General features: G+C 68.4%; 11 protein-coding genes. 7 read left to right on the forward strand and 4 right to left on the reverse strand.

The window, feature by feature from the left end:
• Window positions 1–82 precede the first annotated feature (82 nt).
• Complete coding sequence (locus MK181_05250; GenBank protein ID MCH2419202.1) at window positions 83–529, reverse strand: PaaI family thioesterase; 447 nt, start codon at window positions 527–529, stop codon at window positions 83–85.
• 101 nt (window positions 530–630) lie between these two features.
• Here MK181_05250 and MK181_05255 point away from each other — a divergent pair, with 101 nt between their 5' ends.
• Both MK181_05255 and MK181_05260 read left to right on the forward strand, forming a co-directional pair.
• Window positions 631–1,710 carry an LLM class flavin-dependent oxidoreductase gene (locus tag MK181_05255; GenBank protein ID MCH2419203.1) on the forward strand — a complete coding sequence of 360 codons (1,080 nt, stop codon included), beginning with the start codon at window positions 631–633 and terminating at the stop codon, window positions 1,708–1,710.
• Window positions 1,711–1,719: 9 nt separating this feature from the next.
• Window positions 1,720–2,151, forward strand: coding sequence for a nitroreductase family deazaflavin-dependent oxidoreductase (locus MK181_05260; protein MCH2419204.1), 432 nt, complete (start codon window positions 1,720–1,722; stop codon window positions 2,149–2,151).
• A 21-nt stretch (window positions 2,152–2,172) separates the two neighbouring features.
• Here the strand turns inward: MK181_05260 and MK181_05265 are convergent, their stop codons facing one another.
• From MK181_05265 to MK181_05275, 3 genes are read right to left on the reverse strand one after another with little or no spacing between them, the layout of a single operon-like run.
• Complete coding sequence (locus MK181_05265) at window positions 2,173–2,664, reverse strand: CoA-binding protein (GenBank protein ID MCH2419205.1); 492 nt, start codon at window positions 2,662–2,664, stop codon at window positions 2,173–2,175.
• Window positions 2,661–3,944 carry an O-acetylhomoserine aminocarboxypropyltransferase/cysteine synthase gene (locus MK181_05270; protein MCH2419206.1) on the reverse strand — a complete coding sequence of 428 codons (1,284 nt, stop codon included), beginning with the start codon at window positions 3,942–3,944 and terminating at the stop codon, window positions 2,661–2,663. The genes MK181_05265 and MK181_05270 overlap by 4 nt, the downstream gene beginning before the upstream one ends.
• Window positions 3,945–3,970: 26 nt before the next feature.
• Window positions 3,971–4,789, reverse strand: a complete 819-nt coding sequence (locus tag MK181_05275; GenBank protein MCH2419207.1) for a sulfurtransferase — start codon at window positions 4,787–4,789, stop codon at window positions 3,971–3,973.
• Window positions 4,790–4,870: 81 nt separating this feature from the next.
• Between MK181_05275 and MK181_05280 the strand changes: the two genes are divergently transcribed.
• Genes MK181_05280 through MK181_05300 form a run of 5 tightly spaced genes read left to right on the forward strand, consistent with a single transcriptional unit; the run spans window position 4,871 to window position 11,701 of the window.
• Window positions 4,871–6,523 (forward strand): acyl-CoA carboxylase subunit beta, encoded by a 1,653-nt coding sequence (locus MK181_05280; GenBank protein ID MCH2419208.1) that lies wholly within the window; start codon window positions 4,871–4,873, stop codon window positions 6,521–6,523.
• On the forward strand, window positions 6,520–8,469 hold the full coding sequence (locus tag MK181_05285; GenBank protein ID MCH2419209.1) for an acetyl-CoA carboxylase biotin carboxylase subunit: 1,950 nt from the start codon (window positions 6,520–6,522) through the stop codon (window positions 8,467–8,469). The genes MK181_05280 and MK181_05285 overlap by 4 nt, the downstream gene beginning before the upstream one ends.
• Before the next feature lies 1 nt (window position 8,470).
• The gene (locus MK181_05290; protein MCH2419210.1) at window positions 8,471–10,234 is read left to right on the forward strand and encodes a DUF1446 domain-containing protein; all 1,764 of its coding nucleotides are present in this window, start codon (window positions 8,471–8,473) and stop codon (window positions 10,232–10,234) included.
• A complete protein-coding gene (locus MK181_05295; GenBank protein ID MCH2419211.1) occupies window positions 10,231–10,893 on the forward strand; it encodes a TetR/AcrR family transcriptional regulator in 663 nt (220 codons plus the stop codon). The genes MK181_05290 and MK181_05295 overlap by 4 nt, the downstream gene beginning before the upstream one ends.
• 16 nt (window positions 10,894–10,909) lie before the next feature.
• Window positions 10,910–11,701, forward strand: coding sequence for a TIGR03084 family metal-binding protein (locus MK181_05300; GenBank protein ID MCH2419212.1), 792 nt, complete (start codon window positions 10,910–10,912; stop codon window positions 11,699–11,701).
• Window positions 11,702–11,776: the final 75 nt, after the last annotated feature.

Consider the following 11,776-nt stretch of genomic DNA (forward strand, 5'->3'; position numbering starts at 1 on the left):
CGGAAGCGGGGCCAATCGTATCGGCGGCCCCGTCCCGCCCATTCCCTGCTTCGGACCGCCGACGGGCGCCCGATCGGCCGAATCAATCGTCCTTCTCCTCGGCCAGCTTGACCGTGCAGGTGCCCTGGGCCAGGGCGGCTAGGCGCCCGTCGTTTTCAACCTGGATGGTGACCACAGCCGACCGTCGGGTCATGGACTGGATCTCCGCCACAGCCCGGCAAGTACCACCGCTAACTGGCCGGAGGTAATTGACCTTGAACTCCGTGGTGGCCGCCCACGAACCAGGCGGCATGACCGGGTAGAGCACCAACCCGAGGCAGTGGTCGCACAGGGCAGCCAGACAGCCGCCGTGCATGTTCCCGATGAAGGTGAGGTGGTCGTCGAGCACCTCGAACTCGACGACCAGCCGACCGGCTTCCAACTCCACGACCTTAAGCCCCAGGAAGCCGTCGATGCCGGAATCGGAACGGTGACCCAGGAGGTGGTCAATGAACTTCGGGTGGCGGACCTCGAGGTCGGGTGCGGTCACGGGGAAGCCTCCAAGAATGCGGCGGGCAACAGTCCGTCGGGCGGCCGTGGGGCCACATCGTCGGGTCGGTGCGTACGCTACGCACCCTCGGGGGCCAAAACATGACCGTTATGCGAACGGCAATTCAGCTAACTGCCGAAAGTGGCGCCTGGCCCGAGCTCGTGACCTACGTAACCGAGGCCGAGCGGCTAGGGGTGGACCACTGCTGGGTGGCCGAGGCGTGGGGTGGTGACGCCGCCACGCCGATCGCCGCTCTGGCTCAGCACACGGACCGGATGACGTTCGGCTCTGGTGTCTTCCAGGTTGGGGCACGATCAGCTGCCAACACGGCGATGACCGCTCTCACCCTGCAGCGCATCACCGACGGTCGGTTCTCCCTTGGCCTTGGTGCCTCCGGGCCGCAGGTGATCGAAGGCCTCCACGGTGTCCCGTTTGACCGTCCACTCACCCGAATGCGGGAAACCATCGAGGTGGTCCGCATGGCCGAAGCCGGCGAGAAGCTGATTCTGGACGGCGCTCAGGTCCGACTGCCCCTGCCGGGCGGCGAAGGTAAGGCCCTGAGGCTGTCGCTCCTTCCCGGCGACATTCCATTGGCCGTCTACATCGCCTCCCTGTCACCGCGGATGCTGGCCCTGACCGGCGAGGTCGCTGACGGCTGGCTAGGCACCAGCTTCGTACCTGAGGGCGCACAGTCGTCGATGGACGCCTTAGCTGAGGGAGCGGCCCGGTCCGGGCGGACGCTGGCCGACCTCGACCTGTGTCAGGGCGCCGAGGTGGCATTCGCCAGGGACGACGACGACCTGGCCGAGATGGTCGCGGCCCGCAAGCCTGGCCTGGCATTCAGTCTCGGCGGAATGGGCTCCGCCGACACGAACTTCTACAACGCGGCCTACGCCCGGCAGGGCTTCGCCGAGGAGGCCGCTGAGTCTCAGGCCCTGTGGCTAGCTGGTCGACGAGACGCTGCGGCTGCCTCAATCCCCGACGCCATGGTCCTGGCCACCACTCTCATAGGCAACGAGTCCCAGGTCGCCGACCGCCTTGCCCTCTGGCGTGACGTGGGGATCTCCCACATCCGCCTCTACCCGGCTGGCGACACCCTGGACGAGCGGCTGGCCACCTTGGGCCGGGCCCTGGACCTCGTCCGAGGGCTGGGATCGTCGCAGCCCGCAGACGGCCCGTAGGGTCGCACGATGAGCGATCCCGAGTACGCCCCCAGCCCCTGGGAACCGGTCGCCGACCACGTGGAGCGCTATCTGGCCACCGATGGCAAGGACGGCTTCGATTTCAACGGGGCCCAGTGCATCATCCTGAGCACCACCGGTCGGAAGTCCGGGAAGTTGCGCCGAACTCCGCTGATCCGGGTCCACGACGGGAACGACTACCTGGTCGTGGCCTCCATGGGTGGCGCCCCGAACCATCCGGTCTGGTACCTGAACCTGCAGTCCAACCCCGAGGTCACCATCCAGGACCGGGCCGAGGTGCACCACCTGGTGGCCCGCACGGCCCCACCGGAGGAGAAGGCCGAGCGGTGGCCGGCGGCCATTGCCGCCTGGCCTGACTACGCCAACTACCAGGTCCGGACCGATCGGGACATCCCGTTGGTGGTCTGCGAGCCCCGCTGAACCACCGACCGGCGGACCGGCTCAACTTCGGCGGGAGTCGATGACGCCGGTGTCGAACCCGGCCAGGTGCAGCCCACCGTGGAAACGGGCGTGCTCGACCTTGAGGCAGCGGTCCATGACGAGGTCCAGGCCGGCGTCGAGCACCGTCCGGGCTGCCTCAGGACTCCACAATCCGAACTGCGTCCAGAAGAGGCGTGCCCCAACGGCCACCGCCTCGTCGGCCACCGCCGGGACGTCCTCCAGTCGACGGAACACGTCAACGCAATCGGGCACGACCGGCAGGTCGGCCAACGAGGGAGCGCAGGGTCGACCCAGGACCTCGTCGACCGTCGGGTTCACGAAGTGGACTTCGAAGTCGGTGCCTAGGAGGTAGGTGGCGACGAAGTTGGAGGGACGGGCAGGGTTGGCTGACACTCCGACCATGGCCACCGTCCGGATGCTGGCTAGCAGGCGCCGTCGCTCAGCGACCGACGGCGGGCTCCACCCGTCGATGCCGGATTGTGGACCAGTCATGCCCCGCCTCCCAATGCCTGGTCTAAGTCCCACAGGATGTCGTCGAGGTCCTCCAGCCCGACAGAGAGACGGACCATGTCGGGGCCCACGCCGCCGGCCGCCAGAGCCTCGTCGGAGAGTTGCTGGTGGGTAGTGGACGCTGGGTGGATAACCAGCGTCCGGGCGTCTCCCACATTGGCCAGGTGGCTGATCAGCTGTAGTCGCTCGATGAACGCCGCCCCAGCCTCCCGACCACCGACAACTCCGAAGGTGAACACGGCACCCGGACCCTTTGGCATGTAACGGTCGGCTAGGTCCCGGTAGGGCGAAGCATCCAGGCCGGCGTAGGCCACCCAGCCGACGGCCGTGTGAGCTTCCAGAAAGCCGGCCACCGCCTGGGCGTTGGCTACGTGCTCTTCCATCCGCTGGGGCAGGGTCTCCAGCCCCTGGAGCAGGAGAAACGCGTTGAACGGCGACAGCGAGGCACCCACGTCACGCAACTGCTCGGCCCGGAGCTTCGTGCAGAAGGCCAGCTCACCGAAGTTCTCCCAGAACCGAAGGCCGTTGTAGCCGGCGTTGGGCTCGGTCATCTGCGGGAACCGGCCACTCCCCCAGTCGAAACGGCCCGACTCCACGACCACCCCGCCGATCGAGGTGCCGTGGCCTCCGATGAACTTGGTGGCCGAGTGCACGACGATGTCGGCGCCATGTTCCATGGGACGACAGAGGTAGGGGGTGGCGAACGTGGCGTCCACTACCAGGGGCAGATCGTCGGCGTGAGCGACGTCGGCCAGAGCCTCCAGGTCGGCCACCGCCCCGGAGGGGTTCCCGATGACCTCCGTATACAGAAACCGTGTCCGGTCGTCGACGGCCGCCGCAAAAGCCTGCGGGTCGTCACCATCCACGAAACGGGCCTCGATTCCGAAGCGGCCAAGCGTGTTGTCGAACATGTTGTGGGTGCCGCCGTACAGGGAAGACGACGTCACAAAGTTGGTGCCCTGCTCGGCTAGGGCGGCGGCGGTCAGGAACTCGGCCGCCTGACCGGACGCCGTGGCCACGGCCCCGATGCCCCCCTCCAAGCTGGCCATCCGTTCCTCGAAAGCGGCCGTGGTGGGGTTAGAGATCCGGGTGTAAATGGTCCCGTACTTCTGGAGGGCAAATAGGTCGGCGGCGTCGGCCACATCGTCGAACACGAAACTGGTCGACTGGTAGATAGGGACAGCCCGAGCACCGGTCGTCGGGTCGGGTTGCCCCCCTGCGTGGAGGGCCCGGGTGCGAAACCCCCACGGACGGTCGCTCATGACGGCGAAGTGTAGGAGGCGCCTGGTCAGGTGTCCCGACCGTCACCGGTGGCGATCGGTCGGTCCGAGGCGCTCCACTGCGACCAGGAGCCGACGAAGAGGCGTCCGCGCCCTAGCCCGGCGTGCTCCATGGCCAGTAGATCGTGGCAGGCACTCACCCCGGAACCGCAGTAGGCGACGACCTCGGCGGCGTCAATCACCCCGAGGGCCCGGTAACGGTTGGCCAGGGCTTCAGGGGCCAGGAACCGACCGTCGGCCAGGTTGGCGGCGAATGGCGCGTTGACGGCCCCCGGAACGTGTCCAGCCCGGGGGTCCACCGGCTCGACATCTCCCCGGTAACGCTCAGGGGCTCGGGCGTCGAGCAGGACGTCGGCCACGGCCGCCGTCTCAATGTCCACGAAGGCACCATCGGGCCACGGCCGGACCGGGACCTCGACGGGCGTCCGGACCGATGGCTGGACCTCCAGGGGACCGTCCCAGCCTTCGATGCCGCCGTCCAGTAGGGCGGCCGGTTGGCCGAGGATCCGCAGCATCCAGACCAGCCTCCCTGCGCTCATCCCCCCGGCGTCGTCGTAGGCCACGACCGGGTCGTCAGGCCCGATGCCCAGTGATCCGAGGGACAGGGCCAGGTCGTCGGGGTCGGGCAGCGGGTGGCGTCCCACCTCCGGGCCCGGCTTAGCCGTTAGGTGCTCCTCAAGGTCGACGAACACGGCCCCTGGAAGGTGCCCGGCGTCGTAGGCGCTCCGGCCGGAGCGTCCGTCCAGGTACCACCGGACGTCACAGAAGATCGGGCCGTCCGCCCCAGAGGCAAGGGACGTGGTGTCGACGATCGGTCCGAAACCCACGGTCGGAGCCTCCCACATCTCTCCAAAGGTAAGACCCACAGTAACTTTGCTCTCTGTTCCTTACTCTTCTAGGCTTGGGCCATGTTGCAGCGACTGCTCGCCCCTCCCCTCCCATCCCGCCTGGACACCGGCTCCGAGGCGTTCGAACAGAACCGGGCCGACATGCTCGAACATCTGGCAGCTATCGACGACCTGCTGGACGAGGCCGAAGCCGGCGGCGGCCCGGAATCCACGGACCGCCTGCGATCTCGTAACAAAATGCCCATCCGAGAACGCATCAGCCACGTACTGGACCCCGACAGCCCCTTCCTAGAGATCAGCCCGCTGGCCGGTTACGACTCCTCCTACGCCATCGGCGGCGGCTTCGTGGTCGGGATTGGCGTCATCGCCGGAGTGGAGTGCGTGGTGGTCGGCAACGACCCCACGGTGCTGGGCGGCGCCATGACCCCGTACATGGCCAAGAAGTGGATGCGGGCCCTAGAAATCTCCCGCCACAACCGAATGCCCTACGTCAGCTTCGTGGAATCGGCCGGAGCCGACCTGCGGGTTCAAACCAACGAGGGCGGCACCGGGAAGCGTCGCCGGGCCCGACTCGAGCATTTCGCCGAGACAGGCCGGTTCTTCTACGAAATGATTGAGCTCTCCAAGTTGGGGATTCCCACGGTTTGCGTCGTGTTCGGCTCGTCGACAGCGGGCGGCGCCTACCAGCCCGGCATGTCCGACTACACGATCTTCATCAGGGACCAGTCCAAGGTCTTCCTGGCCGGCCCACCGCTGGTCAAGATGGCCACCGGCGAAGACGCCGACGACGAGTCCCTGGGCGGCGGCGAACTCCACGCCGAACGGTCCGGCCTGGCCGACTACCTGGCCGAAGACGAGATGGACGCCCTGCGCATGTGCCGCGAGGTCGTCTCGCACCTCGACTGGCGTAAGGCCGGCCCACCGCCGTCCTACGTGGCCGACGAACCAGTGCACAATCCCGAGGGCCTCATGGGCATGGTCAGCAGAGACCTCAAACAACCGGTCGACGTGAAGGAGATCATCGGCCGGGTAGTCGACGGCTCGCGGTTCGAGGAGTTCAAGCCCCGCTATGGGCCGACCATGGTCTGCGGCTTCGCCACTCTCCACGGCTACCCGATCGGGATCCTGGGCAACAACGGGGTGATCCACCCGGATGCCGCCGAAAAGGCCGCCCACTTCATCCAACTCTGTAACCGTCAGGACACCCCGATGGTCTTCCTCCAGAACATCACCGGCTTCATGGTGGGAAAGGACGCTGAGGAGACCGGGATCATCAAGAAGGGGTCCCAGATGATCAACGCCCTCACGAACTCCACCGTCCCCCACCTGACGGTCATCATCGGCGCCTCCTACGGGGCCGGCACCTACGCCATGTCGGGACGGGCCTACGAGAACCGGTTCACCTTCCTCTGGCCCATGGCCAAGATCGCCGTCATGGGACCGAAGCAGATCGCCGGTGTGATGTCCATCGTGCGACGAGGTCGGGCCGCCCGGAAGGGCCTCGAGTTCGACGAGGAGGCCGACGCCGAGATCGTCCGCCAGGTCGAAGCCGCCCAGGAGAAGGGATCGCTCGCCCTGGAGGCAACCGGGAGCATCAGCGACGACGGGATTATCGACCCCAGGGACACCCGATCGGTTCTCGGTCTTTGCCTCTCAGTAGTGAGGACAGCACCGGTGGAAGGGGCAGAGAAGTACGGGGTGTTCCGGCTGTGAACACCCCCCTGCAGTCTGTTCTGGTCGCCAACCGGGGCGAAATCGCCCGCCGGATCTTCCGCACGGCCCGCGCCATGGGCCTGCGGACCGTGGCCGTATTCGCCGACGCCGACACCAACGCCCCGTTCGTAGCCGACGCCGACGAGGCCGTCCGGCTACCCGGCGGGTATCTGGACGGTGACGCGGTGATCGCCGCCGCTCTGGCCACCGGATCGGACGCCGTGCACCCGGGATACGGGTTCCTGGCCGAGAACTCCGGCTTCGCGGCCGCCGTCGAGGAGGCCGGCCTGACCTGGGTCGGTCCGTCCCCGTCGGTGATCTCCACCATGGGCGACAAGCTGGCTGCCAAGGAGGTGGCAACCGCTGCCGGGGTCCCCATTCTTCCGTCGTCGAACGACCCCACCGACGACTCTCCGGTGAACTACCCGCTGCTGGTAAAGGCGACGGCCGGCGGCGGCGGTAAGGGCATGCACCTGGTCGAGAAGCCCGCCGACCTGGCCGAGGCGGTGGCCACCGCTCGGCGGGAGGCGGCGACGGCGTTCGGCGACGATCGGGTGTTCCTGGAGCGCTACGTGGGCCGGTCCCGTCACGTCGAGGTACAAGTCCTGGGAGACGCCCACGGCGACCTGGTCCACCTCGGACTCCGAGAGTGTTCGATCCAGCGTCGACACCAGAAAGTCGTCGAGGAGTCCCCGCCGGCCAGACCCGACCCCGACCGCGACCGGGCCATGGCCGCCGCCGCTGTCAACCTGGCCCGGGGTATCGGCTACCAGTCCGCTGGGACCGTTGAGTTCCTAGTCGACGATGACAGTGGAGAGTTCTTCTTTCTCGAGGTCAACACCCGCCTCCAGGTCGAGCACCCGGTCACCGAGGAGGTCACCGGCATCGACTTGGTCCGGGAGCAGTTACGGGTGGCGGCCGGTGAGCCCCTCGGCTACGGGCAAGACGACGTCGTCGTGACCGGCCACGCCATCGAGGCTCGGCTCTACGCCGAAGACCCGTCGGCCGGCTTCCTTCCGGCCACCGGCATCCTGACCGCCTGGCGACCGGCCGACGAGCCGGCCGTCCGCTGGGACTCCGGGGTCGAGGAGGGCGACCAGGTCGGGGTCGACTTCGACCCGATGTTGGCCAAGGTGGTGGCCCACGGCCCGACACGCAGCGACGCCGCCGGGCGCCTGGCCCTGGCCCTGGAACGCATGCACCTGGGGGGAGTCACCACTAACCGTGACTTTCTGGTGGCCACCCTGCGTCACGAGGCCTTCCTGGCTGGAGACACCACGACAGACTTCATCGAACGCCACGCACCGGCCACCAACGGCACGACGGATCCGGCCACTCTGCAGGACCTGGCCATCTCAGCTGCCCTCTGGCTGCAGGGACGGAACCGGGATGGGGCCCGGGTGCTGGGGGCCATCCCCAGCGGTTGGCGCAACGCCCGGATGCCCGATCAGCAGGTGGCGCTGACCCACCGTGGCGCCAGCCGTGACGTGCGGTACCGAGCCCGTAGGGACGGATCCTTCACGGTAGACGGCGACCGCCACGCCCTCGTCCACCGGTGGTCCCCCCAGGACCTGGACGTCGAGGTCGACGGCCTCCGCCGCACCATCCGGGTCACGGCCGCCGGAGACCGGATCCACCTCACCGCAATGGGCACCACGACCACCTTCGGCCTGGTGCCTCGTTTCCCGGTTCCCGAGCTCGAAGCCCCGACCGGTGGCCTGCTGGCCCCTATGCCCGGCCGGGTCCTCGACGTCCGGACGGCGGTCGGAGACATGGTGGCCGCCGGCCAAACCCTTCTGGTCCTGGAGGCCATGAAGATGGAGCACCATATGACCGCCCCGTTTAACGGGACGGTCACCGAGGTCCATGTGGCGGCCGACGATCAGGTGGAGAACGGAACCGTCCTGATGGTGGTCGCCCCGGCCGACGGCGAGCAGGATGGCTGACATGGCAGACCCGGTCCGTATCGCCAACTGCTCGGGCTTCTACGGCGACCGCCTCTCGGCGGCCCGCGAGATGGTCGACGACGGCCCGATCGACGTGCTGACCGGAGACTGGCTGGCCGAGCTCACCATGCTGATCCTGGCCCGGACCCGGGCCAAGCGACCGGGCGGCGGATTCGCACGCAGTTTCGTGACCCAGATGGAACACGTCATGGGCACCTGCCTGGACCGGGGCATCCGGGTGGTTACTAACGCCGGCGGCCTCGACCCAGACGGTTGCGCCGAGGCGGTGGCCGAGGTGGCCGACCGCCTGGGCCTGTCCCCCACCATCGCCCACGTGGCCGGGGACGACCTGCTGCCCCGCCTGGCCGAACTGGAGGCCGCCGGGGCCGGGGTGGTGGACCTGGAAACCGGCGAACCCCTGGGAGGCCCGGACCGTTTCGTAAGCGCCAACGCCTACCTGGGCTGCTGGGGCATCGTCGACGCCCTAGACCGCGGAGCCGACATCGTGGTCACTGGACGTACTACCGACGCCGCCGTCGTCTGCGGCCCGGCGGCCTGGCACCACGGTTGGGCCCGCGACGACTGGGATGCCCTGGCCGGTGCCGTGGTGGCCGGCCACGTCATCGAGTGTGGAACCCAGGCCACGGGCGGCAACTACTCCTTCTTCGCCGAGGTCCCCGGCATGACCCGGGTGGGCTTCCCATGGGCCGACGTGGCCGCCGACGGGTCGTCAATCATCGGCAAGCACGACGGAACAGGTGGTGAGGTCTCGATCGGCACTGTCACTTCGCAGTTGCTCTACGAGATCGGCTCTCCGGCCTACCTGGGACCCGACGTCACGGCCCGCTTCGACACCATCCGGCTGGACCAACAGGCCCCGAACCGGGTGCGCATCCACGGGACGCAAGGCGAGCCGCCGCCACCCACACTCAAGGTGTCTCTGAACGAGTTGGGCGGCTACCGCTCGGACCTCTCGCTGGCCCTCACCGGCCTGGACGTGAAAGCCAAGGCAGCGCTAGCCGAGGAAGCCTTCTGGGCCGCCTGCCCTTACGACCGGTCCGACTTCGATGCCGTGGAGTCCCGGGTAGTGCGCACCGACAAGGAGGATCCGGCGTCCAACGAGGAGGCGGTGGCCCAGTGGTGCCTGACCGTTAAGGACAGCGATGAGCGCAAGGTGGGCCGTCCAATCTTCGATGCCATGAACGAACTGGCGCTGGCCTCGATCCCCGGGTTCTTCTCGGTGCGGAGCAGCGGCTCGGCTCGGGCCTTCGGCGTCCACCGCTCCGGACGGATCCCGGCCGACCTAGTCCCCCAGCATGTGGTGGTCTGGGGTGGCGACCGGACCGTCGTGGAATCGGTCGCTCCCAACGGGAGCGCCAACGTCACCTTGGCCGACGGTCCTGTGGCGACGGTCCCCGACGGTCCCACCGTTCCAGCTCCGCTGGGCCGGGTGGCCGGCGCCCGATCGGGCGACAAGGGTGGCGACGCCAACCTGGGCGTGTTCGTCCGCGACGACGCCGCCTGGGCGTGGCTGGACGCCTACCTGACCGTCGACCGCCTCCGCCAGTTGCTCCCCGAGGCAGCCGACCTGGAGGTCGAACGGCACCGCCTTCCGGCTCTCCGGTCACTGAACTTCGTCATACGGGGCCTGCTCGGCGAGGGGGTGGCCGCCTCGACCCGGCAGGACGGCCAAGCCAAGAGCCTGGGCGAGTGGCTGCGAGCCCGGACGGTCGACGTGCCCGCCTCTCTGCTGGAGACCCCGTGAGTCTGACGCCGACCACGCTGGCCGACTCCGACCTGGGGCGCCGCCTGCGTGCCGTACCCGCCCCTCGCCCGGTCCTGGACCGCGACCGAGAAGCCCAGCTGACCGACCGCCAGCGCGAGGTCCTCGATGGGCTGGGCCACCTGTTCGACAACGGCTTCGCCGAGCTCACCATGGCCGGGATCGCCGCCCACGTGGGCTGCTCGCTGAGCACCCTCTACGACCTGGCCCCCAGCCGGGACGAACTGGTGCTCACCGTCATCGACCGAAACCTTCGTCGTATCGGCCGACAGGCCATTGGGGCCATCGATCCCGACACGGAGCCCCTGGCCGCCATCCGGGCCTACCTGGTAGCAGCCAACCTGGCCGTGGCCGCCACCACACCGGCCTTTGCCCGCGACCAGGCGGCCACCCCAGCTACCCACCGGCTGGCCACCGCCCACTCCGACTACCTGGTGGCTGTCACCCGGACCCTCCTGGACCTGGCCGTCGAACGGGGTGACATCGCCACGACCGACACGGCCGCCGTGGCCCGGGTGGTCGCCGGACTCGGAGCCCTGTTCGTTCTCCCCGAGAATTTGGAGGCCATCGAATCGACCCCCAAGGAGGCCGCCGACGCCATGGTTGACGTGATCCTCCGCGGGCTGACCGCGGGCCGCTGAGCCGGAGGGAGACCCCATGGACGTCCAAGACGTGGCTGCCGACCTGGTAGCCGAACAACAGGCTCTAGACGAGGTGGTGGCCGGCTTAGATGCTGCGGATTGGGCCGCTTCGACGCCGAGCGCCGGGTGGGCCGTCTCCGACCAGGTGGCGCACCTGACCTACTTCGACAGGGCGGCGGCTACCGCTATCACCGCGCCAGAGGCCTTCCGGGCGTCGGTAGAGGAACTTTGGGCGGCGGCCCGTCGCAACGAAGGCGACGACCTGACCCTCGGTCCGTTTCGGGCCCTCTCATCAGATGACCTGCTGGCCGCCTGGCGGGACGGCCGGACGCTCCTCGCTAAGGCGGCGGTCACCCTGACCGACGAAGACCGGGTCGAGTGGTACGGCCCCTCTATGGGCGCCCGCTCGTTCCTGACTGCCCGGTTGATGGAGGCGTGGGCCCACGGCCAAGACGTGGTGGACGCTGTAGGCGGGCACCGGCCGGCCAGCGATCGGCTCCGACACGTCGCCCAGTTGGGGGTCATCACCCGACGCTGGTCGTACGCCAACCGGAAGATGGCCGTTCCTGACGTCGAGATCGACGTGGCGCTCACCGCCCCGTCAGGCGGCCGATGGACGTGGGGCCCAGGGGACGCTCCGGAAGTCATCCGAGGCCCAGCTGAGGACTTCTGCCTGGTGGTGACCCAGCGACGCCACCTGGACGACACCGACCTGGAGGTGGTCGGTGACGCGGCCCGGGACTGGCTGCTCTTGGCCCAGGCCTTCGCCGGCCCTCCCAGCGACGGCCCCGACTCTGGGAGTTTCTGATGGCCCTCGTAGAAACCACCCGTCAAGGCGGTGTCGTGACCGTGACACTGGCCGATGAGGACAACCGGAACGCCT

The organism is Acidimicrobiales bacterium (genome assembly GCA_022452035.1).
GTDB lineage: Bacteria > Actinomycetota > Acidimicrobiia > Acidimicrobiales > MedAcidi-G1 > UBA9410.